17 protein-coding genes and 1 pseudogene are annotated in these 24,099 nt (G+C 62.3%); all 18 read left to right on the top strand.

The window, feature by feature from the left end:
- The first annotated feature begins 52 nt into the window (after window positions 1-52).
- The 18 genes and pseudogenes from gloB (at window position 53) to AC1M7R_RS22570 (ending at window position 24,096) form a co-directional block, all read left to right on the top strand.
- Window positions 53-820 carry a hydroxyacylglutathione hydrolase gene (gene gloB, locus AC1M7R_RS22655; RefSeq protein ID WP_315641396.1) on the top strand — a complete coding sequence of 256 codons (768 nt, stop codon included), beginning with the start codon at window positions 53-55 and terminating at the stop codon, window positions 818-820.
- 99 nt (window positions 821-919) lie between these two features.
- Window positions 920-2,383, top strand: a complete 1,464-nt coding sequence (locus AC1M7R_RS22650; RefSeq protein ID WP_072394777.1) for a transglycosylase SLT domain-containing protein — start codon at window positions 920-922, stop codon at window positions 2,381-2,383.
- Between the two features lie 253 nt (window positions 2,384-2,636).
- A complete protein-coding gene (locus AC1M7R_RS22645; protein ID WP_072430524.1) occupies window positions 2,637-4,469 on the top strand; it encodes an extracellular solute-binding protein in 1,833 nt (610 codons plus the stop codon).
- Entirely contained in the window at window positions 4,466-6,319 is a 1,854-nt protein-coding gene (locus AC1M7R_RS22640) for an extracellular solute-binding protein (RefSeq protein WP_072394773.1), read from the top strand. Before AC1M7R_RS22645 ends, AC1M7R_RS22640 begins: the two co-directional genes overlap by 4 nt.
- A 4-nt stretch (window positions 6,320-6,323) precedes the next feature.
- On the top strand, window positions 6,324-7,397 hold the full coding sequence (locus AC1M7R_RS22635; protein ID WP_072394771.1) for a microcin C ABC transporter permease YejB: 1,074 nt from the start codon (window positions 6,324-6,326) through the stop codon (window positions 7,395-7,397).
- Window position 7,398: 1 nt separating this feature from the next.
- Window positions 7,399-8,418 (top strand): ABC transporter permease, encoded by a 1,020-nt coding sequence (locus tag AC1M7R_RS22630; RefSeq protein ID WP_072394769.1) that lies wholly within the window; start codon window positions 7,399-7,401, stop codon window positions 8,416-8,418.
- A 1-nt stretch (window position 8,419) separates the two neighbouring features.
- Window positions 8,420-10,030 carry an ABC transporter ATP-binding protein gene (locus tag AC1M7R_RS22625; RefSeq protein ID WP_072394767.1) on the top strand — a complete coding sequence of 537 codons (1,611 nt, stop codon included), beginning with the start codon at window positions 8,420-8,422 and terminating at the stop codon, window positions 10,028-10,030.
- Between the two features lie 19 nt (window positions 10,031-10,049).
- Entirely contained in the window at window positions 10,050-10,844 is a 795-nt protein-coding gene (fabI, locus tag AC1M7R_RS22620) for an enoyl-ACP reductase FabI (protein WP_053153864.1), read from the top strand.
- 319 nt (window positions 10,845-11,163) lie between these two features.
- A complete protein-coding gene (locus AC1M7R_RS22615) occupies window positions 11,164-13,038 on the top strand; it encodes a 3-dehydroquinate synthase (RefSeq protein WP_490609931.1) in 1,875 nt (624 codons plus the stop codon).
- Window positions 13,035-13,925, top strand: a complete 891-nt coding sequence (locus tag AC1M7R_RS22610; protein WP_072394763.1) for a UbiA family prenyltransferase — start codon at window positions 13,035-13,037, stop codon at window positions 13,923-13,925. The genes AC1M7R_RS22615 and AC1M7R_RS22610 overlap by 4 nt, the downstream gene beginning before the upstream one ends.
- Window positions 13,922-14,686: an EboA domain-containing protein gene (locus AC1M7R_RS22605; protein WP_072394759.1), complete on the top strand. Its 765-nt coding sequence runs from the start codon at window positions 13,922-13,924 to the stop codon at window positions 14,684-14,686. The genes AC1M7R_RS22610 and AC1M7R_RS22605 overlap by 4 nt, the downstream gene beginning before the upstream one ends.
- Window positions 14,687-14,732: 46 nt before the next feature.
- Window positions 14,733-15,617, top strand: coding sequence for a TatD family hydrolase (locus tag AC1M7R_RS22600; protein WP_072394757.1), 885 nt, complete (start codon window positions 14,733-14,735; stop codon window positions 15,615-15,617).
- Window positions 15,614-16,846: a metabolite traffic protein EboE gene (gene eboE, locus AC1M7R_RS22595; protein ID WP_072394755.1), complete on the top strand. Its 1,233-nt coding sequence runs from the start codon at window positions 15,614-15,616 to the stop codon at window positions 16,844-16,846. The genes AC1M7R_RS22600 and eboE overlap by 4 nt, the downstream gene beginning before the upstream one ends.
- On the top strand, window positions 16,836-18,281 hold the full coding sequence (locus AC1M7R_RS22590; RefSeq protein ID WP_072394753.1) for an alkaline phosphatase family protein: 1,446 nt from the start codon (window positions 16,836-16,838) through the stop codon (window positions 18,279-18,281). The genes eboE and AC1M7R_RS22590 overlap by 11 nt, the downstream gene beginning before the upstream one ends.
- Window positions 18,260-19,399 (top strand): hypothetical protein, encoded by a 1,140-nt coding sequence (locus AC1M7R_RS22585; protein ID WP_072394751.1) that lies wholly within the window; start codon window positions 18,260-18,262, stop codon window positions 19,397-19,399. The genes AC1M7R_RS22590 and AC1M7R_RS22585 overlap by 22 nt, the downstream gene beginning before the upstream one ends.
- 12 nt (window positions 19,400-19,411) lie before the next feature.
- Window positions 19,412-21,793 carry a hypothetical protein gene (locus AC1M7R_RS22580; RefSeq protein WP_072394749.1) on the top strand — a complete coding sequence of 794 codons (2,382 nt, stop codon included), beginning with the start codon at window positions 19,412-19,414 and terminating at the stop codon, window positions 21,791-21,793.
- A 62-nt stretch (window positions 21,794-21,855) separates the two neighbouring features.
- Complete coding sequence (locus tag AC1M7R_RS22575) at window positions 21,856-22,779, top strand: hypothetical protein (RefSeq protein WP_072394747.1); 924 nt, start codon at window positions 21,856-21,858, stop codon at window positions 22,777-22,779.
- Window positions 22,780-22,798: 19 nt separating this feature from the next.
- A pseudogene (locus tag AC1M7R_RS22570) lies at window positions 22,799-24,096 on the top strand (hypothetical protein).
- Window positions 24,097-24,099: the final 3 nt, after the last annotated feature.

Below are 24,099 nucleotides of genomic sequence, written 5' to 3'. Positions count from 1 at the left end.
GCGCCAGGAAGTTCTAAGATGCGCCTTTGTTTTCCGCTTGGCGAATTCCGCGATGATACAGATCAGTGCCCTGCCCGCGTTCACCGATAACTACATCTGGTTGTTACAGGATCACGCCAGCCGCCGCTGCGCGGTGGTAGACCCGGGTGACGCCACGCCGGTGCAGGCCTGGCTCGAAGCACATCCGGGCTGGGTCCTGAGCGAGATCATGGTCACCCACCATCACCATGACCATGTCGGCGGCGTCCAGGCGCTGAAAAGCGCCACCGGCGCCAGAGTCTATGGCCCGGCCAGCGAAAACATCCCGGCGCGGGACGTGCCCCTCGAAGACAACGACCGCATCAGCGTGCTCGACCTGGACTTCGATGTCTACGCCGTGCCTGGCCATACCCTGGGCCATATCGCCTACTACCACCGTGGCCTGCTGTTCTGTGGCGACACCTTGTTCGCCGCCGGTTGCGGGCGCCTGTTCGAGGGCACGCCGCAGCAGATGCATCGCTCCCTCGGCCGGCTCGCCGCCTTGCCTGAGGATACGCTGGTCTATTGCACCCATGAATACACCTTGAACAACCTGAAGTTCGCCGCCGCGGTGGAGCCCGACAACCCGGACATTGCCGCCCGTCTGGAAAAAGTCACCCGCCAGCGCCACGATGGCGTGATCACCCTGCCCTCGACCCTGGCCCTGGAAAAACTCACCAATCCATTCCTTCGCACGACTGAAACATCCGTTAAACAAAAAGCAGACGAACGGAACGGCCAGCGAAACGGGACGCCGAGCGAGGTTTTTGCGGCCTTGAGGGCCTGGAAAGATAAGTTCTAAGCCCCCCGTATGTTGATACAAAAATTCTGAACGGTTGACCTGTTGGGGTGCGCTTCCTAGAATCGGCCGACATTTTTGCCCGGAACTTACTTCCAGCCAATGTCGTCATCCATACGTAAGTCCGTTCAGTCCGACACATTGACCCGCTTGGCTCAAGCCATCGCGGTGGCCGTGTCCGCCACCCTGGCGGGCTGCCAGAGTTCGGGCCAGCTACCCCAGGCCGATACGGCCCAGGCGCCGAAGAACATGGCCGCCCGGGCCAAGCAGAAACCCGTCTGGCTCAGCGAGAAGCCCAGCCCCCAGGTTCCCCAGGATATCTGGGAGCGCATGCGCCAGGGCTTCCAGCTGCAGGAAACCGCCGGCGTGAACCCGCGCATCGAGCAACAGCGCCTGTGGTTCGCCAGCAACCCGTCCTTCCTCGAAGGCGCCGGCGAACGCGGCAGCCTGTACATGCACTACATCGTCGAACGTCTCGAAGAGCGCAACATGCCGCTGGAGCTGGCCCTGCTGCCGGTGATCGAAAGCGCCTACAACCCCATGGCCTATTCCCGGGCCAACGCCGTAGGGCTGTGGCAGTTCATCCCGTCCACCGGGCGCTACTTCAACCTGCGCCAGACCCGCTTCTATGATGGGCGTCGCGACATCACCGCCTCGACCACGGCCGCCATGGACTACCTGACGCGCCTGCACGACATGTTCAACGGCGACTGGTTGCTGGCCCTCGCCGCCTACAACGCCGGCGAAGGTACCGTCAGCCGCGCCATCGAACGCAACGAAAAACTCGGCCTGCCCACCGACTACTGGAACCTGCCGCTGCCGGCGGAAACCCAGGCCTACGTGCCCAAGCTGCTGGCACTGTCGCAGGTGGTGCTGTCCCCCGATGCCTACGGCGTGAACCTCAACCCGATCGCCAACGAACCTTATTTCCAGGTCGTCGAGATCAACCAGCGCATGGACCTGTCCAAGGTCGCGGCGGTGGCGAACATCGACGAAGACGAGCTGTTCCAGCTCAACCCGGCCTTCAAGCAGCGCACCACCATCGACGGTCCGCAGCACCTGCTGGTTCCTACCTCCAAGGCACAGCTGCTGACCGCCAGCCTGTCAACCATGCGTCCGGAAGAACTGATCAGCCAGCGCTCGCTCAAGCCGGTCTTCGAAAACGTCGACGACAGCGAATTGGAAGGTGCCAGGCGCACCTACCGCGTCAAGCGCGGCGACAACCTGGCCCAGATCGCCAAGGCCAACAATGTCCAGACCAAGGACCTGCAACGCTGGAACAAGCTCAGCGGCAACAAGCTCAAGGTCGGCCAGACCCTGGTAATGCAGGACACCAGGGCCACGAAGGGCACCGGCAAGCGCATCAACACCGTGGTGGCCGCCAACAGTGGCAAGAACAGCAAGGAAAAGACCAAGCAGACCCAGTACAAGGTCAAGCAGGGTGATTCGCTGTATGTGGTTGCCAAGCGGTTCAACGTCGAAATGCAGCATCTCAAGCGCTGGAATCCGCGAATGGGCAAGGCCCTCAAGCCTGGGCAGATGCTGACGGTCTACTCCCCTCACTGACCGAGGGGCTCCCTGTGGCGAGGGGATTTATCCCCGCTGGGCTGCGCAGCAGCCCCAATGGACGGCGTCTCAGACAAGACGCGGGGTCGGTTCGCGCCCCAGCGGGGATAAATCCCCTCGCGACAGGTTCGGCGTTCGCCGGCCAATGGCGTAGCAGACTGGGCCCACCCGCTGCCCCCGCCTTTTTCCTGCCGATACAAGCTGTTACTGTACAGGCCATAAAAGCCCAAGCCGCCTGGATCGGATCTCAGACTTGATACGTCCCCTCCTCCTGTTCCTGATCAGCCTGGCCTTGAGCTCCCCTGCCGGTGCGGCCATCAGCGAAAGCCATGGCTATGCGCAATTCGGCACGCTCAAGTACCCGGCCAGATTCACCCACTTCGACTGGGTCAATCCGCAAGCCCCCAAGGGCGGCACCTTGCGGGTCATGGCGTTTGGCACCTTCGATACGCTCAATCCCTACACCTTCAAGGGCAGCAGCCCGGTGTCCACGCCGAATTTCCTGCAATACGGCATCAACGAGCTGAACGAGCCCCTGATGGTCGGCACCGGCCAGTACGCGCCTTCCGGCGATGAGCCGACCTCCAGCTACGGCCTGATCGCTCAATCGGTGGAGTACAGCGATGACCGAAGCTGGGTGGTCTTCAACCTGCGACCCGAAGCACGTTTCCACGACGGGGTGCCCATCACCGCCTACGACGTAGCGTTTTCCTACCGAACGCTGCTCAAGGAAGGCCATCCGCTGTACCGCACCAATCTGCAGGAAGTGCTGCGGGTGGATATTCTCAACCCGTTGAAAATCCGCTTTGTCTTCAAGCGCGCGGGCAACCCGCTGTTGATCCTGCGCCTGGGAGAACTGCCGGTACTGCCCCAGCATTACTGGAAGGACCGCGACTTCAAGGCCACCACTTTCGAACCACCCCTGGGCAGTGGGCCTTATCGCATCACCCAGGTGCAGCCGGGCCGCCAACTGGTGTTCGAACGGGTGAAGGACTATTGGGGCAAGGACCTGCCGGTCAATCGCGGCAAGTACAACTACGACCGGATGGAAGTGGAGTTCTATCGTGACAGCGACGTGGCCTTCGAAGCCTTCAAGGCTGGCGAGTTCGATATCTACATCGAGCACCAGGCCAAGAACTGGGCCAACGGCTATGACTTCCCGGCGGTCAAGCGTGGCGACGTGATCAAGGCGCAGATTCCCCACCGGATCCCGACCCAGACCCAGGGCCTGTTCATGAATACCCGACGGGGCACCTTTGCCGACGCCAGGGTGCGTGAAGCACTGGGGTTGATGTTCGATTTCGAGTGGACCAACCGCACGCTGTTCAGCGGCGCCTACAAGCGCACCCTCAGTTACTACCCCAACAGCGAGTTCTCCGCCAGCGGCCTTCCGGTGGGGCACGAATGGCTGTTGCTCAAGCCCTACCGCGAACAACTGCCCCCCCGGCTGTTCACCGAACCGTTCAGCCTGCCTCAGACCGACGGTCGCGGCATCCCCCGGGACACCCTGCGCAGGGCCCTGGCGCTGCTCAAGGAAGCCGGCTGGACACTCAACGGCCAACGCCTGCTCAATGCCGACAGCCAGCCCCTGCGCTTTGAAATCCTGTTGGTCAATCCGAACCTGGAGCGCATCCTGCAGCCTTACGTGGGGAACCTTGCCAGCATCGGCATCCAGGCTCGCCTGCGCACAGTGGACCGTGCCCAGTACAAGCAGCGCCTGGACCAGTTCGACTTCGACATGATCCTCCTGACCCTGGGCCAGACCCTCAGCCCCGGCCTGGAGCAATGGCAGTATTTCCATTCCAGCCAGGCTTCGGTCAAAGGCAGTAAGAACTATGCCGGGATCGCCAACCCGGTGGTGGACCATCTGCTGGAAAAACTGCTGGCGGCCCGGACCCGGGACGAGCAGGTCGCCGCCGGCAAGGCCCTCGACCGGGTGCTGCTGTGGCAGCACTATTGCATTCCCAACTGGTATCTCAACTACCATCGCCTGGCCTACCATGACCGGTTCGCCTTCGTCACCACGCCGCCCTACACCCTGGGCCTGAGCGCGTGGTGGCTGAAATCTTCGGAGAAAGATCAATGAAGCCTTTGCGCGCCCTGCTCCTGCAGGCCGGTGGCCTGATGTTCGCCGGGCTGGCCTGCGCCGCCCCGCAGCACGCCTTGACCCTGTACAACGAACCGCCGAAATACCCGGCCGATTTCAAGCATTTCGACTACGTCAACCCCGACGCCCCCAAGGGCGGGATCTTCCGCCAGGGCGGATTTGGCGGCTTCGACAGCCTCAACCCGTTCATCAGCAAAGGCGTGCCGGCCGATGACATCGGCCTGATCTACGACACCCTGGCCAAGCAAGGCCTGGACGAACCCTTCACTGAGTACGGCCTGATCGCCGGGAAGATCGAGAAAGCCCCGGACAACGCCTGGGTACGCTTCTACCTGCGCCCCGAGGCCCGCTTCAATGACGGCCACCCGGTGCGTGCCGAAGACGTGGTCTTCAGCTTCCAGACCCTGACCAAAGACGGCGCGCCGATGTTCCGGGGCTACTACAACGACGTGGCCGAAGTGATCGCCGAAGACCCGCTCAAGGTGCTGTTCAAGTTCAAGCACACCAATAATCGCGAACTGCCGCTGATCCTCGGGCAATTGCCGGTATTGCCCAAGCATTGGTGGGCCGAACGCGACTTCAACAAGGGCAACCTGGAAATTCCCCTGGGCAGTGGCCCTTATCGGGTCGCCGAAGTGAAGGCCGGCCGTTCGATCCGCTATGAGCGGGTGAAGGACTACTGGGGCAAGGACCTGCCGGTCAACCGGGGCTTCTACAATTTCGATGTGCTGAGCACCGACTACTACCGCGACAACACCGTCGCGGTGGAGGCCCTGAAAGCCGGGCAGTTCGACTTCTGGCTGGAAATGACCGCCAAGAACTGGGCCAATGCCTACAACATCCCGGCCGTGACCGAAGGCCGGCTGATCAAGGAACAGATCCCCAACGGCAATCCCACCGGTATGCAAGGCTTTGTCTACAACCTGCGCCGCCCGGTGTTCCAGGATGTGCGAGTGCGCAAGGCCCTGAGCCTGCTGCTGGACTTCGAGTGGACCAACAAGCAGCTGTTCAACGGTGCCTATGCCCGCACCCGCAGTTATTTCGAGAACTCGGAAATGGCCGCCACCGGCCTGCCCGGCGAAGACGAACTGAAGATCCTCGAACCTCTGCGCGGCAAGATCCCCGAGCAGGTCTTCACCGAGGCGTTCCAGCCTTCGATGTGCGACGGCAGCGGCATGATCCGCGACCAGCAGCGCAAGGCCTACCAACTGCTGCAGGAAGCTGGCTGGCGCATCGTCGACGACAGGATGGTCGACGCCCAGGGCAAGCCGGTGGTGCTGGAATTCCTGCTGGCCCAGACCGAGTTCGAGCGGGTGCTGCTGCCGTTCAAGCGCAACCTGAGCGACCTGGGCATCGAACTGGTGATTCGCCGGGTGGATGTGTCCCAGTACATCAACCGCGTCCGCTCCCGGGATTTCGACCTGGTGGTGGGCAGCTTCCCCCAGTCCAGCTCGCCGGGCAACGAGCAGCGCGAGTTCTGGATGTCGGCCGCCGCCGACAAGCCCGGCAGCCGCAACACCATGGGCCTGAAGGACCCGGCGGTGGACCAGTTGGTGGAACAGTTGATCAACGCCGATTCACGCAAGAGCCTGGTGGCCCATGCCAGGGCGCTGGACCGGGTGCTGCAATGGGGCTACTACGTGATTCCCAACTGGCACATCAAGACCTGGCGCGTGGCCTACTGGAATCACATCGGCCATCCGAAGGTCACGCCGACCTATGACATCGGCACCACCACCTGGTGGGTCAAGCCGGACACCAAGCCTGCCGAAGAAGTGGAACACGTGATAGAAAAACAGAACAACGCTGCCTCGGCGAGCGTGGAGTAACCCGATGCTGGCTTATATCTTGCGGCGGCTGCTGCTGATCATTCCGACCCTGTTCGGCATCCTGCTCATCAACTTCGTCATCATCCAGGCCGCGCCCGGGGGGCCGGTGGAGCAGATGATCGCCAAGCTCGAAGGTTTCGAGGGCGCCACCAGCCGCATCGCCGGCGGCGGTGCCGAAGTGTCGGTGGCCGGCTCCAGCTACCGTGGCGCCCAGGGGCTGGACCCGGCGCTGATCAAGGAAATCGAGCGCATGTACGGCTTCGACAAGTCGGCCCCCGAACGCCTGTGGATCATGATCAAGAACTACGCGCGCCTGGACTTCGGCGACAGCTTCTTTCGCGACGCCAAGGTCATCGACCTGATCAAGGAGAAACTGCCGGTCTCCATCTCCCTCGGGCTATGGAGCACGCTGATCATGTACCTGGTCTCGATCCCCCTGGGGATCGCCAAGGCCACGCGACACGGCAGCCACTTCGATGTATGGACCAGTTCGGCGATCATCATCGGCTATGCGATCCCCTCGTTCCTGTTCGCCATCCTGCTGATCGTGGTGTTCGCCGGCGGCAGTTACTTCGACTGGTTCCCGCTGCGGGGGCTGACATCCAACAACTTCGACCAGTTGAGCATGGGTGGCAAGATCCTCGACTACTTCTGGCACCTGGCCTTGCCGGTGACCGCCCTGGTGATCGGCAACTTCGCCACCATGACCCTGCTGACCAAGAATAGTTTCCTGGACGAAATCAACAAGCAGTACGTGGTCACTGCCAAGGCCAAGGGCCTGACGCGCAATCGCGTGCTCTACGGTCATGTGTTCCGCAATGCCATGCTGCTGGTGATCGCCGGCTTCCCGTCGGCGTTCATCGGGATCTTCTTCACCGGATCCTTGCTGGTGGAAGTGATCTTTTCCCTCGACGGCCTCGGCTTGATGAGCTTCGAGGCCGCGATCAACCGCGACTATCCGGTGGTCTTTGGCACGTTGTTCATCTTCACCCTGCTGGGGCTGGTGGTGAAGTTGATCGGCGACCTGACCTACACCTTTGTCGATCCGCGCATCGACTTCGAAAGCCGGGAGCATTGAGATGAACCTGTCCCCTCTCAATCGCCGTCGCTTCGAACTGTTCAAGGCCAACAAGCGTGGCTGGTGGTCGCTCTGGCTGTTCATGGCCCTGTTCGTCCTGAGCCTGGGCGCCGAGCTGATCGCCAACGACAAGCCGCTGGTGGTGCATTACGACGGTGGCTGGTACTTCCCGGCCCTCAAGCGCTACCCGGAAACCACCTTCGGCGGCGAGTTCCCGCTGGAGGCCAACTACAAGAGTCCCTACATCCGCGAGCTGCTGGCGGCCAAGGACGCCTGGGTGCTGTGGGCACCGATTCCGTTCAGCTACCAGAGCATCAACTACGACCTGAAGGTCCCGGCTCCTGCCCCTCCTTCGTCGGTCAACTGGCTGGGCACCGACGACCAGGGCCGCGACGTGCTGGCCCGAGTGATCTACGGTTTCCGGATCTCGGTGCTGTTCGCCCTGACCCTGACCCTGCTCAGTTCGATCATCGGCGTGATCGCCGGCGCCCTGCAGGGATTCTACGGCGGCTGGGTCGACCTGGCCGGCCAGCGCTTCCTGGAGATCTGGTCCGGCCTGCCGGTGCTTTACCTGCTGATCATCCTGGCCAGCTTCGTCCAGCCCAATTTCTGGTGGTTGCTGGGGATCATGCTGCTGTTTTCCTGGATGAGCCTGGTGGATGTCGTGCGCGCCGAGTTCCTGCGTGGCCGCAACCTGGAATACGTGCGTGCCGCCCGGGCCCTGGGCATGCAGAACGGTGCGATCATGTTCCGCCATATCCTGCCCAATGCCATGGTCTCGACCATGACGTTCATGCCGTTCATCCTCACCGGCGCCATCGGCACCCTCACCGCCCTGGACTTCCTCGGTTTCGGCCTGCCGGCGGGCGCACCCTCCCTGGGCGAACTGGTGGCCCAGGGCAAATCCAACCTCCAGGCCCCCTGGCTGGGCATCAGTGCGTTCGCCGTGCTGGCGATCATGCTGAGCCTGCTGGTGTTCATCGGCGAGTCCGCTCGCGATGCCTTCGATCCGAGGAAGTGATATGAACCAGGACAACCTGATCGAAGTGCGCGACCTGGCGGTGGAATTCATCGCCGGCCACCACCATCAACGGGTGGTCGAAGGCGTCAGCTTCGACATCAAGCGCGGTGAGACCCTGGCCCTGGTAGGTGAAAGCGGCTCGGGCAAGTCGGTCACCGCCCATTCGATCCTGCGGTTGCTGCCCTACCCGCTGGCCCATCACCCCACCGGGACCATCCAGTACGCCGGGCAGGATCTGTTGAGCCTGAAAGAGAAGACCATCCGTCATATCCGTGGCAACCGGATCGCGATGATCTTCCAGGAACCGATGACGTCCCTCAACCCGTTGCACTCCATCGGCAAGCAGATCAACGAAGTGCTCGGCATCCACAAGGGCCTGACCGGCAAGGTGGCGACCCGCCGGACCCTCGAGCTACTGGAGCTGGTGGGGATTCCCGAACCCCACAAGCGCCTCAAGGCCCTGCCTCACGAGCTGTCCGGCGGCCAGCGCCAGCGGGTGATGATCGCCATGGCCCTGGCCAACGAGCCGGAACTGCTGATCGCCGACGAACCGACTACCGCCCTGGACGTCACTGTCCAGCTCAAGATCCTCGACCTGCTCAAGCAATTGCAGGCACGATTGGGCATGTCGCTGCTGCTGATCAGCCACGATTTGAACCTGGTGCGAAGAATTGCGCATCGCGTATGTGTCATGCAGCGCGGTTGCATCGTCGAACAGGCATCGTGCGAAGAATTGTTCCGCGCACCGCAGCATCCGTACACTCGGGAACTGCTGGCCGCAGAGCCCAGCGGCAACCCGGCGGCCAACGTCGCCGGTCCGCCGTTGCTGCAGGTCGAGGACCTCAAGGTCTGGTTCCCGGTCAAGAAAGGCTTGTTCAAGCGGACCGTGGACTACATCAAGGCCGTGGACGGGATCCGCTTCAGCCTGCCCCAGGGCCAGACCCTGGGCATCGTGGGCGAAAGCGGTTCGGGCAAATCCACCCTGGGGCTGGCGATCCTGCGGTTGATCGCCAGCCAGGGCGGGATCCGGTTCGAGGGCAAGCAGCTCGACAGCCTGTCCCAACAACAGGTCCGGCCGCTGCGACGGGAGATGCAAGTGGTCTTCCAGGACCCGTTCGGCAGCCTGAGCCCGCGCATGTGTGTGGGCCAGATCGTCGGCGAAGGCCTGCGGATCCACAAGATCGGTACCGAAGCCGAGCAGGAACAGGCGATAATCGCCGCACTGGAGGAGGTAGGCCTGGACCCGGAAACCCGGAACCGCTACCCCCATGAATTTTCCGGAGGGCAGCGGCAGCGTATCGCCATTGCCCGGGCCTTGGTGCTCAAGCCGGCGTTGATTCTGCTGGACGAGCCGACGTCGGCCCTGGACCGCACCGTGCAACGCCAGGTGGTGGAGCTGTTGCGGTCGCTGCAAAGCAAGTACAACCTGACGTATCTGTTTATCAGCCATGATCTGGCTGTCGTCAAAGCGCTGAGCCACCAACTGATGGTGGTCAAGCATGGCCAAGTGGTCGAACAAGGTGATGCCCGCAGCCTATTCGCTGCGCCGCAACACCCCTATACACAGCAGTTGATGGAGGCCGCCTTCCTGGCCCCGACAACTGCCGAATAACCTGAAAGAGGAGCAACACATGGGTTTTCTCGCCGGTAAGCGCGTACTGATCGTCGGTGTCGCCAGCAAGCTGTCCATCGCATCCGGCATCGCCGCCGCCATGCATCGCGAGGGCGCTGAGCTTGCCTTCACTTATCAGAACGACAAACTCAAGGGTCGTGTCGAAGAGTTCGCGCAAGGCTGGGGTTCGAGCCCTGAGCTGTGCTTCCCATGCGACGTGGCCAGCGATGAAGAAATCGCCAAGGTCTTCGAGGAGCTGAGCAAGAAGTGGGACGGCCTGGACTGCATCGTGCACTCCGTGGGCTTCGCCCCAGGCGACCAGCTGGACGGCGACTTCACCGAAGCCACCACCCGCGAAGGTTTCCGCATTGCCCACGACATCAGTGCCTACAGCTTCGTCGCCCTGGCCAAGGCCGGCCGCGAAATGATGAAAGGCCGCAACGGCAGCCTGCTGACCCTGTCCTACCTGGGCGCCGAGCGCACCATGCCGAACTACAACGTCATGGGCATGGCCAAGGCTTCCCTGGAAGCCGGCGTGCGTTACCTGGCCGGTTCCCTGGGCCCGGAAGGCACCCGCGTCAACGCCGTTTCGGCCGGCCCGATCCGCACCCTCGCCGCTTCCGGCATCAAGAACTTCCGCAAGATGCTGGCCGCCAACGAAGCGCAGACCCCGCTGCGTCGCAACGTCACCATCGAAGAAGTCGGCAACGCCGGCGCCTTCCTGTGCTCGGACCTGGCGTCGGGCATCAGCGGTGAAATCATGTACGTGGACGGCGGCTTCAACACCACCGCCATGGGCAACATCGAAGAGTAATCTTCAGCGCGCATGAAAAACGCCGCTCGTCCTGCAAAGGGCAAGCGGCGTTTTTCGTTCTGGCGACCCGCTGCGCCAGCGCGTGCGGCGTGCGGCGTGCGGCGTGCGATGGCCATCATCGCGTCAATCAAAGATCACATTGCCATCAAATGGCCTTGCAAAACGACAATGGCCGACTAGATTCAGAATTGTCTTCCCAAGCGCAACCCGCCGCAGCGGGTCCCACCGAAAACGAGACTGCCTATCGACCCGAGAACCAGCCGACGACGCTTTTAAACATTGACACGGAATGAGTCAAAACACACAAGAGGGATGCTTGATGAAGCACAGCCGGTGGTATCGTGCGCTCTCGAAAAAAGGACCCGCCAAGCCGTTCTGGCTATCCTTGTTCTGCTTCTGTGGCCTGGTGATTGCCAGCTTCCTGTTGTTCGAACAACAGATCCAGGCATTCCTGACCCACCTGCAGTTGTACCTGCCCTCGACCTCCTCGCAAAAGCTCAACCTGGCCCTGTTGCTGATCGCCCTGCTGGCCCTGGACGTGGTGCTGCCGGTGCCTTCGAGCCTGGTGGCGCTGCTGGCCGTGGCAAGCCTGGGCAGCCTTGGCGGCTACCTGGTGATTTTCGTCGGCCTGTGCCTGGGGGCCGGCTTGGGGTATGCCTTGGGAGCCGGCTATTTCCGGCTGTTGTCCGGGCGACTGGGCCTGCACCAGCGCCAGCCGGGACAACTGGGGTACCGGTTGGGCACGCTGTCGCTGGTCTGCCTGCGGGGTGTGCCGGTGCTGGCGGAAACCTCGGTGGTGGCAGCGGGCATGCAGCGCTACCCGCTGCGTGCCTTCGTACCGGTGGTCGTGCTGGCCAATGCCGGCCTGGCCCTGGCCTACGCCGCCATCGGTAGGTTCCTTGTCGAACAGAACGCCCTCCTGGTGACAATCCTGGCCAGCATGGTCCTGCCCGGCTTGTTCATCGCCGGCTACAGCCTGCTCAAGACCTTTCGCAAGCGCGACGCGCAGCAGCCCCTGCACGGGCGCTTCGAGGTCAGCTACGACTATCCGGTGGTGTTCACCGATCACCTGTTCGATCCGTCCAATCCCTGTTTGCATCAGCAGCTCAGCGCCCGTCAAGACAAGCCGGTGAAGGTGCTGGTGTTCGCCGATGAACAGTTGCTGCGCAGCAATCCGGCACTGCAGGAACAGATCGATGCCTATTTTGTCCGCCATCCCGCGGACCTGCGCCTGCTGACAGCGCCCATTGCGGTTCCGGCCGGTGAGTCGAGCAAGGATGCACAGGTGTTGCAGCAGCTCTACACCAACATGCTGCACCACGGGCTGGATCGGCATTGCCATGTGCTGGCACTGGGAGGCGGGGCAGTACTGGATGCGGTTGGGTATGCCTGCGCCACCTTCCACCGCGGCATTCGCCTGGTCCGCGTCCCCAGCACCGTCCTCGCCCAGAACGACGCCGGGATCGGCGTGAAGAACGGCATCAATGCCTTCGGCCAGAAAAACCTGCTGGGGGCGTTCTACCCCGCCACCGCCGTGATCAACGATTTCCAGTTGCTGGGCAGCCTGGGCCGGCGCGACCAGATCGCCGGGTTGGCCGAGGCGGTCAAGGTGGCGCTGATCAAGGACGCGGCGTTTTTCCAATGGATGGAGCAACAGGCCGACGCCCTCGCCCACTTCGATCACGAGGCCAGCCGGCACGCCATCCGCCGCTGTGCCGAGTTGCACCTGGCCCACATCACCAGCGCCGGCGATCCCTTCGAACGCGGTAACGGTCGCCCCTTGGACTATGGCCACTGGGCCGCCCACAAGCTGGAAAATCTCAGCCAGCATCGGTTGCGCCATGGCGAAGCGGTGGCGGTGGGCATCGCCCTGGATGGCCTCTACGCCAACTTGCTGGGCCTGCTGAGCGATGCCGACGCCGAACGTATCGTGGGCCTGCTGCTCAGGCTCGGCTTCAGCCTGAACCCACCGGAACTGAGCCTGAAGGATCCCCAAGGCCGCCCGCTGCTGTTGCTGGGCCTGGAAGAGTTCCGTCAGCACCTGGGCGGCGAGCTGTCCATTCCCATGCTCTGCCGCATCGGCGAATCGCTGGATGTGCATGAGATCGACGCCACGCGGATGGAGCAGGCGCTACGGCGGCTGTCCGGTCTCGCCGATCCGGTCCCGGCATTGAGCGAGGGTTGGGTACGATGAGCCAGGCATCGCCGGACCTGAAAACCTGGATGACCCTGGGCCGGGTTTCCAACCTGCCCACGGTGTGGACCAATACCCTGGCCGCCGCCCTGCTGGCCAGCAGCGCCGGGGCCCTGGCGCCACCGTCTGGGGCGGTGTGGGTCTTGCTGCTGGCGGCCTTGTCGATGCTGTACCTGGCCGGCATGTTGTTGAATGACTTGCTGGACGCCGACTGGGACCTGCGACACCACAACCCGCGCCCCATCACCCTCGGGCTGGTCAGCCGCCAGCAGGTCGGGCTCGCCTGCGCCCTGTTGCTGGGGCTGGCCGCCGTTGCCGTGCTGGGCCTGAGCCGGCTGATCGACCAGCCATACTGGTTGCTGGGCGGCGCCCTCCTGCTGCTGGCCTGTATCCTGGGCTACAACCTGCTGCACAAGAAATACGCCCACAGTGTCTGGCTGATGGGGGCCTGTCGCTCGGCACTCTACCTCACGGCGGCCGCCAGCCTGGCGGTGCCGCCGGAGCCCATCTGGCTCTGCGCCGTGTTGCTGGGGGTGTATATCAGCGGCCTGACTTACCTGGCCCGCCAGGAACACCGCAACCAGTTGCTCAGCCGCCTGCCGCTGATCCTGATGCTGAGCCCGCTGACCCTGGCGATCCACAACGATAATCCCTGGTTCTGGCCCGTGCTGCTGCTCTGGCTTGGCTGGCTGGGCTGGCATTACCGACGTCATCTGGCCGACCCTCGGCAACGGCGGGTCCGCACGTTCATCGGCGCCGGGCTGGCGGCCTTGCCACTGTTCGATGCCCTGGTACTGGCGGTGGCCGACCAGCCACTGGGCAGCCTGTCATGTGTCCTGGTGTTTTTGCTGCTTCCCCACTTCCAGCGCTGGATCAAACCGACATGAACAAGGACATTGCCGGGCCTTCATCGACGGCTCTTGAAATGCGCCGGGACAGTCTGGAGCAACAGCGCCAGACCTTGCTCCAGCACCTCGACGAGGCCGGCCTGCAGTGGTGGCACCAGGCACTGGAACAGCTTGCGCAACGCCCGGATGCCACGAGCGCGGCTCTGTTGAGCAGCCAGTGCAAGCGAGGCCTCAAGGAAGACATATGGACCCACGGTACCGGCTGGAGCCATGTGCAACTGGCGCGGGCGCTGTTGCTGGCCGAGGTCCTGGAGCGGCAACCCGCCACCGGCCAGTTGCCCTTGCTGCGCCAGTTGTTCCTGTGGGGCGACGATCAGGAAAAGATCGCCCTGCTCAAGGCCCTCGACTGGCTCGACAGCCAGGGGGTGTGCGTAGAGCTTGCGCTGCAAGCCGGGCGTACCAGCAACAGCCAGGTGTTCGCCGCCCTTGCCCTGGACACCCTCTATCCTTCGCGCCACTACGACGACCGGGCCTTCCATCAACTGGTACTCAAGGCACTGGGCATGGGGCTCGATGTACGTCGCCTGCTTGGCCTGAAGCAACGCCAGAGTGTCGCCCTCAATCAACTGGCCCTCGATTTGCTGGCCGAACAGCTCGCGGCCGGGCGTACGGTATCGGCCGGCCTGCCCCTGGCGATTGCCTTCGACTTGCTCAGCCCGGCGCAGCGCCAGCGCCTGGAAGGCCTGGCCCGACAGCAACGCTTGCCGCCGCAATGGCGTGAACACCTGACCGGCCCCTAGCGAACCTCCGTTCAACGATCCCCTGCTCTATTGATGAGGATGCATCATGCCTAAATATTTCGACCCGCATATCCATATGGTCAGCCGCACCACGGACGACTATCAGAACATGGCGGCTGCCGGCATAACCGGCGTCATCGAGCCCGCGTTCTGGCAAGGCCAGGCCAGGACCAGCGTCGGCAGCTTCATCGACTATTTCGACACGCTGTTGGGGTGGGAACGCTTTCGCGCCAGCATGTTCGGCATCCACCACTTCTGCACCATCGGCCTGAACCCCAAGGAGGCCAACGACCTCTCGGTGGCCAATGAGGTGCTGGAGATCCTGCCACGCTACCTGGTAAAGGACGGCGTGGTGGCGGTGGGCGAGATCGGCTATGACGACATTACCCCCGAAGAAGACCGTTTCCTGGCCGCCCAGTTGGAACTGGCCAAGCAGTTCAACCTGCCGGTGCTGGTCCATACCCCCCACCGGGACAAGATCGGCGGCACCAAGCGCACCCTGGCGGTGATTCGCGAGATCGGCATCGCCGAACACCTGGTGATCATCGACCACCTCAACGAGCTGACCTTGCCCCTGGTGCTGGACACGGACTGCTGGCGCGGCCATTCCATCTACCCCAACACCAAGATGTCGGAGCAGCGCATGGTCGCGTTGCTCCAGCAGTACGGCACGGAAAAGATGGTGGTCAACAGCGCCGCCGACTGGGGCATCAGCGACCCGCTCAAGGTGCCCAAGACCGGCGAGGCGATGCTCGCGGCCGGCTTCAGCGAGGCCCAGGTGGAACAGGTGCTGTTCCATAACCCGGTGGATTTCTTTGCCCAGAGCGGGCAACTGGACAAGACCCTGGTCGGTACCCCGCTGCCCATCGACCAGCGCAAGCAATGGCAGGACAACTCGACCCTGCGGGGCCAGGAACCGGTGGTCAAATGAAGATCGAGACCGGTTGGCATGCCGCGCAGATCGGTTATTGCAGCAACGTGCACCCCACACCGGACCTGGCCAGCCTGCGTGCGTCCATCGCGGAGCATTTCCAGGGCGTTCGCAGGCTGCGCGGGCTCGACGAACAGGACAGCGGCCTGTGGATCAGCGCCCTCGCCGCGCGAGAACTGCAGCAGGCGTCGGCGCGCCGGGACTTCCTCCACCTGCTGCGACACAACGGGTTGCGCCTGACCTCCCTCAACGGCTTTCCCTACGGCCAGTTTCATCAGGGCGCAGTGAAAGCCGAGGTCTACCAGCCCCACTGGGCCGATCCGCGGCGACTGGAATACAGCGTGAATCTGGCACGGATCCTCGCCCAGGCGCTGCCACCTGACTGTTCCCAAGGTGTCATCTCCACCGTGCCCCTGGGCTACGCCGCCCACTGGAACGGGAATTTGCAGCAGCGTGCCGAGCATCAGCTGCGCCAGCTCACGGCTTCCCTCGCCAGGCTCCACCTGGAGACGGGCAAGAAGATCGTGTTCTGCCTGGAGATGGAGCCGGACTGTGTGCTGGAAAACACCGGGCAGGCCATCGCCTTCTTCCATCGGCTGCAGGCCAGGGACCCCCACCACGACCATCTGGCGCTGTGTTTCGACGTGTGCCACCAGGCCGTGGTCTTCGAGGACTGCTACCAGTCTCTGGGCCGGTTGCGTCAGGCCCGGGTGCCCGTCGGCAAGATCCAGCTGTCCAATGCCTTGATCTGTCGCCTGCCCCAGGCCCTCGATCGGCGCAAACAGGTGCTCGACGCCTTGGGGGGCTTCGCCGAAACCACCTATCTGCACCAGGTGAAGGCCCAGGATGAGCAAGCGCGTCTAAGAGCCTGGGCCGACCTGCCCATTGCCCTCGGCGATTGCGCAGACCCTCGGCAGCAGCAACATGCCGAACTGAGGATCCATTTCCACATCCCGCTGTTCAGCGAACACTTGCTGTTGCCGGAGCTCAGCGGCAGCCAGAACGCCCTGTCGCGAACCTTCGACTACCTTGCCGACCATGGGGATTTTCGTCCGGTCCTCGAGGTGGAGACCTACAGTTGGGGCGTGCTGCCTGCCCAACTGCGACCCACCACCGCCCAGGCCCAGCTCCAGGGCATCGCCAGGGAACTGCATTGGGTCGAAGAGCAATTGCGCCACCGGCAGTTGCTGCATTCCCAGGCCCGGGAGGTGTACGCCAATGCACGCTGAGCGCCCTCGTCAACCGCTGCTGCTGATCAATGTGGTAGGGCTGACGCCGGCGCTGCTCGGCGCGGCGACGCCGCACATCAATGCCCTGTTGCAGAAGGCCAGGATGGCCTACCTGCAACCGGTCTTCCCGGCCGTCACCTCTACGGTGCAGGCCTCGATCCTGACCGGGCAGGCACCGTCGGAGCACGGCATCGTCGGTAACGGCTGGTATTTTCGCGACCAGGCCGAAGTGCGGTTCTGGCTGCAACCCAACACCCTGGTCCAGGGCGAGAAAATCTGGCAGACGCTGCAGCGCCAGTTGCCCGGGTTTCGCTGCAGCCAGTTGTTCTGGTGGTACAACATGTACGCGCAGGTGGACGCCGCCATCACCCCCCGTCCGCACTACCCCGCCGACGGCCGCAAACTGTTCGGCCTGTACTCCTCGCCGGCGAGCCTGCATGAGCGGATCGAACAGCAGATCGGCCAGTTTCCGTTCCAAAGTTTCTGGGGGCCGGCGGCCGGCATCGCCTCGAGCCGCTGGATCGTCGATTGCGCCATCGCCGAATTCGGGATCAACCGGCCCGACCTGCAATTGATCTACCTGCCGCACCTGGACTACAGCCTGCAACGCCTCGGCCCCGACGATCCGTCCATCGTCGATGAAGTCCGCGCCATCGACCACGAAGTGGGTCGCCTGCTGGCGTTTGCCCAGGCACAAGGCGCGGCGGTGATGCTGCTCTCCGAATACGGGATCGAAGCCGTCCACCAGTCGGTGTCCATCAACCGCCTGTTGCGCTCGCAGGGCCTGTTGCAGGTGCGCCAGTCCCTGAGCTGGGAACTGCTCGACCCGGGCGCCAGCGCGGCCTTTGCCGTGGCCGATCACCAGGTCGCGCACATCTACGTCAAGCAGCCCCGGGACATACCACGGGTCAAGGCATTGCTGCAGCGGCAAGCGGGCATCGAGCAGGTGCTCGATAAGGACGAGCAACGGACCTGGCATCTGCATCACCCGCGCAGCGGAGAGCTGGTCGCTGTCGCCTCGGCGGGCTACTGGTTCGATTACTACTACTGGCTCGACGACCGCAAGGCACCGGATTTCGCCCGCACCGTGGACATCCATCGCAAGCCCGGCTACGACCCGCTGGAGCTGTTCATCGACCCCACCATTCGTTTTCCCAGGCTGAAGGTGGCGCGCCGCCTGTTGCAGAAAAAACTCGGACTTCGCTACTACATGGACCTGATTCCGCTGGACACCGGGCTGATTCGCGGCAGCCATGGCCGGCTGCCCACCAGCGAGGAAACCGGCCCGCTGCTCATCACCAATTGTGATCTGCCGTTACCCCAGCACCTTGCGGCCACGGCGGTGAAGCAACTGCTCCTGGAACACTTCCTGGGGCGCTCTCCTACCGACACGGCCAATGCCAAGGAGCTTCCATGCGGCGAGCCATTTCCATAACCGTTCTCAGTGCCCTGGCCGGTTTGGCCCAGGCACAGGACAACGACAGCTTTAATTGCAGCGACTTCCTCACCTACGGGACAGACGTTGACGCGACGCGTAAAGCGTTCAAACAAAGCCCCGAGGCCATGGCCTGGAACTGGTTCGTCTGCCTGAACCAATCCGACGCCCGGGGTTACAACCGTCAATGGGAGTCGTTCAAGCCCTCCGACCAGGTCTATCTGGCCAACGGCGCCAACCCCGGTTCGTACGACAGTCGCATGCGGCTGCCGGACGAGGTGATCAGGCAAGCCAACGCCCTGGGTCTGAACTCGAACCGAGTGCTGCACAACCTCAATGCCACCCAGCAGGTCGACGGCCTGAGTCTGGAAATGGATGGTGCCGCCGTGCCTGACACACAAAAAGGTCACGTCGTGCGTTTTCAACTGCTGATGGGCCAGGACACCTACAACTACATCGTCAAGAACAATGTCTACAACATGAACGGTCAGGATGCCCTGTCGAGCAGCCTGAACTTTCCGGCTACAGCCTGGGAGTTGAAAGCCGCCTGGCTGTGGATCGGTGCGGACATGGCCTACAAGAAGAGGCTGGAAAGCGACGGCTACTATGTCGCCCAGGCCTATTACCCGGTGGGCACCGGCTACAGGGTCGGCTATGCGGCGTTGAGCGGCTTGCACGTGGTCAACAAGCTGACCTCCAGCTGGGTCTGGACCACCTTCGAAAACGTCAACAACTCCAAGTACACCGTGACCAAGGGCCAGCCATCGGCGCCGATGAAAAACCAAACCGGGCCGACATCGGCTGCGATACCGGTCAATACACAATTCCAGGCCAGTCAACCAGGACTCTCGAAGTACGAGCTGATCGGGGTGGAATACCAACGCATTACCCAGGTCCTGGCGAACTCGCAATTGGAATCGGCGTTCCAGGACACATCGTCCTGCCTGGCCTGCCACGACACCGCCGCCTACTCGAAGAACAGCGGTTATTTCAATTTCGCCATCCCGACCCAGGGCGGGCTCACCTACCCCACCACGCCGCTGTCGGAGAAGGACTTCACCGGCTACAACAAACTGGATTTTGTCTGGTCGCTCAAACGCGCCCAGTGGCAACGCTAAGGAGAGCACGACATGAGCGTACTGAATTTCCCCCGCATCTACCTCAACGGCGAGATGTTCTGGAACCCGCCAACGGCCAATAACAACGACAAGTTCCCGCTGTATGACGCGGTGAAGATGGACATCAATTGGCCGTTCGTGAAGCACTTCGGCATTGACCAGCACAACGCCCCCGACAGACTGATGCCATGGACCGTCTCCACGCAGTACATGGCTCACATGCCGACCTATGTGCAGCAGGTACCAGGCAATGTCGATCTGAACCATGACCCGTACATGCCGGCCGAATGGGATCTGTTCGGCGATAACGGTTGCGGCCTGGTGAACTACGGGAAAACAACGTCGACCGTCATCGGCGGCGAACTGCAGCCCAATACTTACATCGACCATGATCCGCTGGTGGGCGCGCCCTACCAGTTGCTCGGCAGCCCCCTGGGCAGCTCCACCCCCACTGCGGCGCGCTTCGTGGATATCAGTCCATGGCAGAACACGTTCACCGCATTGTATTTCGACAAACTGGTGCTGGGGGGTACGTCCTGCGGCCTGACCCTCAACCGCAAGTACCGGATGATGGACCGTTTCCTGAACTTCGGTTGGGGAGCCCTGGGTGGCCTGGTGAACGTCAGCACCACCTGGCAGACCTGCTTCCCCAAGGAGAACCTGGAATGGGTAATCGGCAAATCGTCCCTGCTGGCCAACCTCCAGCAGCAGATGGAGCAGCAAGGGGCACAGGGCCTGATGTTCCGCTTTTGCGTCTACCTGACCTGCTACGACAGGAACGGCATATTCAATGATTACCCGCAGAGCGTGAACACCCGCTCCAACGACCCGAACGTCATGGCGAAAGTGCGTGACCTTTACAACAAAGGCTTGAAAAACGTCAACGAGATTTTCTTCAACCCCGCCTACAGCCGCACCTCGGCAGTCCTGGGGCTGTGGTTCGCCAACGAATACCCCACCGCCCCTGCCGGGCTGCGCCTGGTGCCCGATCAGGAGGTGTCGATGAGCAAAGCACATTCCCAGGAGACCAAAAAAGTCAAGTTGGGGGTGATTTCGGCACAGATTAACGACTACACCCTGTCACTTGACCTGGGCAATACCTTTCCGAGCTATCCCGTGGATGACACGGCTGATATCCCCGTCCCGGAAAAATTCAATGCCGGTACCTACCACCTGGGCGCCGAAAAGGATGGAAAATTCAAGCCGGCGGTCATCTTGAGCTTCGCGCAATACCAGCAGGCTGCCTTCAACCAGCGCTCGGGTATCCTCGATATTCCCCTCGATGACTATACCAAGGGCATATTGGAATCCGGTCCGCTGATTCTGCGTCAGTTGGGCCTGTACAGCGCTCCCCAGACCGTCGCCGCCACCCAGCAGACATGGACCGCCGAAGTGATCGAGAGCGGCGGCTTCATCGACGTCGGTGACCGCAAGACGCTGAGCATCATGGTGCAGAAAAACGGCCAGCCGGCTGCCAACACCACGTTGTATGTGGCGGAGTACGGCAATCCCTACATGGTGACCACCAGCAACTATTACCTGGCGTTCAGTAACGCGGTCGACTTCACGCTGTTCTACGACAACCCGCCGGACCGCACCCAGAACACCGCCTGTCTGCCGCAGTTCACCGACGTGCCCCCGGTCGCACTCTATCGCAGCACCGGTAGCGGTCGCGGGCTGACCGACCTGCAGGACGTGTCTCAACCCGTAGGCAATCCGGTTGCTTATCAGAACTTTCTCAAGGTTTCCGGTACACCGATAGCCGTCGACCTGCGCCCCTGCCTGGTCTTTGAAAACCCCCAAACTGGCACCGGTACACTGCAGGACAATAAGGCCAGCGTCAGTTATTCCTACGCCATTATCACCACCAACGCCCAAGGCATCGCCCAGGTAGGCTGCCGGGCTGTGGCGCCGGGTTTCCCTACCTTGCGCTTCTTCGTGCAGGAGAATGGCAAAAAACCGGTCATTCCCTTCAGCTTTCCACTCACCCAGGCCTTCGTCGATTTCCTCGCGCCAATACGGGTGCTGCCCGTGGACATGCCGTTGCAACAGGAATTCGTCGACACCTGGAACGCCATCTACGAGGACACGGATGCCCCGGAACAACTGTGGAACACGTTCATCTATCCCAAGATCCTGCAAACCTTCTATTACCTGTACCCCATCATGAACAAGTTCATGCCGCTCAATTCCCGGACGCGCGTGGAAGGCGCCGTTGACCAACTGATCCTGCTGATCAGCAAGGATTACCAGGACCACAGCACCCTTGCGATGCCCATCACCCGGGACATGTCCCAGAGCCGTCGCGCCATATTGGAGCTGTGGGCCAAGCGTCTGGTGAAACTCAATTACCCCCCCAGGAAACTCAGCATGAGTGACTACAACGGCCTCTGACGAGTTCACCGAGGATCACCGGGTGGCGAACCCGCCACCCGGCACTTCACAGGAGTGTCGATATGAAAGCCAGCCTCTTGAGCCGACTGTTGTTACTGATCCTGTTGTTCAGTCCGGGGCTTTTTGCCCAACAGGACAGCAGCGCCGTGTACTTCACCATGGGGGTCCACAACAACGAGGGCTGCAACGAACAGAACGGCAACTGCATCGCCAGGCGCGCGCCGGGCGATCCTTCCGATCCATTCTTCCCCGCGTTCTGGATCAGCGACTGGACCATGTACCGGGTGATGCACAACTACGAGAAGAACCCGCCGCCCTATAGCGATCCGCCCAGCACCCTTGCCCCGGCGGACTACACCGTATCGCGAGGCACCAGCTATTACGACACGACGTACATTCCGGCCGATGGCGACGGCTTCGGTGCGATGATGGAGCACTACGAGAAATACTGCCTGCCGATCTTCCCGATCAAGAACAACAACTACACCTGCTCATTCGTGTCCCTGGGCAACAAGGCGTACTTCCTGACCTACCCGCAGGACCGCCCCAGCGACATGCCGGCCTGCTGCATGTTTTCACCGATGAACCATCCGCCCCGGCAAGACTTCATCAAGCACTTGCCCTACAGCGCCGAGCGCAGCAAGCACCTCGATGGCAGCGTCCAGGCCTACGCCGTGGACGTTGACTCTCCCCAGGGCCCCATCCTTTTCGGTTACGCCTTCTACAGGAAAATGACCGGGCAGCCGCCCTATCGGCATCCGCAATCATTCTATTTCTCCGGTGACGCCAAGGTCGCCGATGCGCCCATCGTCAGCCAGAACTACACCAACTTCCGCATCGCCAGGCCAGACCCGGCCCAGACCTGGGCCCGGGTGGCAGCGATGTGCCCGTCAAACCCGCCGCCCTGCCAGTTATTCGAGCCGCCAGCGTCCCGGAGCAACGGCCAGAAAGCCCAATGGAACAAGCTCATGCAGCGCAAACCCTGATCAAGGACGAAGCATTATCATGAACACTTCTCTTGGTTTTACCGCGATGCTACTGAGTGTCGTCAGCCTGCCTGCGCTCGCCCTGGCACCGTCCCAGCAGGACACGCCGAAGCCGACCACGACCCTCAATTGCCAGCCCCCCAACACCGCGCCTGCCGCCAATGCCAGCCAGGATCTGTTCGATCAATACAGCTGGCAGATGTTCATCGCCTTGAACTGGCCGGCACAGGACGGCCAGCGTGGCGACCCCAATTGCAACAAGCAACCCGGGGACCCCGGCTACACAGTCTGGCAGACCTACAAGAGCGTGGAAGAAATCTTCCTGCCCCAGGGTACCGACCCCGGCCCGTGGAACAGCCCGCAGCGGGCAAAGAGCCTGGCCATCATCAACATTGCCGCGCTGAAGAACAGCTCGCTGGTGAACGCCGTGGACCAGGCCGTCGGTGGCTGGCTGATCGACCAGGCAGGCAACCCCACCTACTACGATATCTCGGCCAACGAAACGTCCTATGACTACATCGTCGACAACCAGTACTACAACGCCGATGTGGTCTCCAAGGCCAGCAACATCGCCTTTCCCAACGGGGTCATCGAGGTCAAGTCGAGCTGGCGCATCCTCACGTCCAGCGACACGCCAGCCGCTACCTGACCCAGTTTGCCCGCGTCGCGACGTTCGACGACCAGGGCCGCCGCACCGGTGTCACCGAGGCGTACCTGGGCCTGGTGGGGCTGCACATCATTACCAAGGCCAACGGGTACCCGCAGTGGATCTGGTCGACCTTCGAGCAGGTCGACAACGTACCGCCCAAGGCACTGGTGAACGGCAAGTGGATCGATCAACCGGCCGCAGGCACGGCCTATTCCTACTTCAACGCCGCGGCGCCCGTTACCAGCCTCAACCAGTCGCCCTGCGACTGGCAGACCCAGGGTACGCACCTGGTCTGCGTGCCCAAGGCCGGCACGACGTTCCAGACCCCGAACCCATTGAACCGGGTCACCCCGATTGCCGACGTGACCAACGGCGTCAACGCCAATTACCAGTCCGATCCTGGTCTGCAAAAAAGCGTGCTCAAGTACTACCAGCTCATCACTACCCAGCGCCCGCTGATGCCCGACAACCCCAGTAATCCCCTGGGCCAGCCGACACCGTCGCTTTCGGCCAACGTGACCATGGAAAGCTATATCCAGCCCAACAGCAGCTGCATGAATTGCCACTCCATGGCGACACCGGTCAGGAGCCCCTACAAATCCGATTTTTCCTATCTGTTCAAATTCGCCAGTTCGCCTGTCATCAAATCCATCAAGGACGAGAAATAGATC

Source organism: Pseudomonas sp. MS01C9, assembly GCF_058202755.1.
This window is presented reverse-complemented; position numbering and strand designations above follow the sequence as displayed.

Bases quoted from the DNA above. Each gene is read 5' to 3' on its own strand.
- AC1M7R_RS22650 (WP_072394777.1), top strand. From the start codon at position 920: ATGTCGTCATCCATACGTAAGTCCGTTCAGTCCGACACATTGACCCGC.
- gloB (WP_315641396.1), top strand. From the start codon at position 53: ATGATACAGATCAGTGCCCTGCCCGCGTTCACCGATAACTACATCTGG.
- AC1M7R_RS22615 (WP_490609931.1), top strand. From the start codon at position 11,164: ATGAAGCACAGCCGGTGGTATCGTGCGCTCTCGAAAAAAGGACCCGCC.
- AC1M7R_RS22635 (WP_072394771.1), top strand. From the start codon at position 6,324: ATGCTGGCTTATATCTTGCGGCGGCTGCTGCTGATCATTCCGACCCTG.
- AC1M7R_RS22610 (WP_072394763.1), top strand. From the start codon at position 13,035: ATGAGCCAGGCATCGCCGGACCTGAAAACCTGGATGACCCTGGGCCGG.
- AC1M7R_RS22605 (WP_072394759.1), top strand. From the start codon at position 13,922: ATGAACAAGGACATTGCCGGGCCTTCATCGACGGCTCTTGAAATGCGC.
- AC1M7R_RS22625 (WP_072394767.1), top strand. From the start codon at position 8,420: ATGAACCAGGACAACCTGATCGAAGTGCGCGACCTGGCGGTGGAATTC.
- AC1M7R_RS22585 (WP_072394751.1), top strand. From the start codon at position 18,260: ATGCGGCGAGCCATTTCCATAACCGTTCTCAGTGCCCTGGCCGGTTTG.
- eboE (WP_072394755.1), top strand. From the start codon at position 15,614: ATGAAGATCGAGACCGGTTGGCATGCCGCGCAGATCGGTTATTGCAGC.
- AC1M7R_RS22590 (WP_072394753.1), top strand. From the start codon at position 16,836: ATGCACGCTGAGCGCCCTCGTCAACCGCTGCTGCTGATCAATGTGGTA.
- fabI (WP_053153864.1), top strand. From the start codon at position 10,050: ATGGGTTTTCTCGCCGGTAAGCGCGTACTGATCGTCGGTGTCGCCAGC.
- AC1M7R_RS22640 (WP_072394773.1), top strand. From the start codon at position 4,466: ATGAAGCCTTTGCGCGCCCTGCTCCTGCAGGCCGGTGGCCTGATGTTC.
- AC1M7R_RS22600 (WP_072394757.1), top strand. From the start codon at position 14,733: ATGCCTAAATATTTCGACCCGCATATCCATATGGTCAGCCGCACCACG.
- AC1M7R_RS22580 (WP_072394749.1), top strand. From the start codon at position 19,412: ATGAGCGTACTGAATTTCCCCCGCATCTACCTCAACGGCGAGATGTTC.
- AC1M7R_RS22575 (WP_072394747.1), top strand. From the start codon at position 21,856: ATGAAAGCCAGCCTCTTGAGCCGACTGTTGTTACTGATCCTGTTGTTC.
- AC1M7R_RS22630 (WP_072394769.1), top strand. From the start codon at position 7,399: ATGAACCTGTCCCCTCTCAATCGCCGTCGCTTCGAACTGTTCAAGGCC.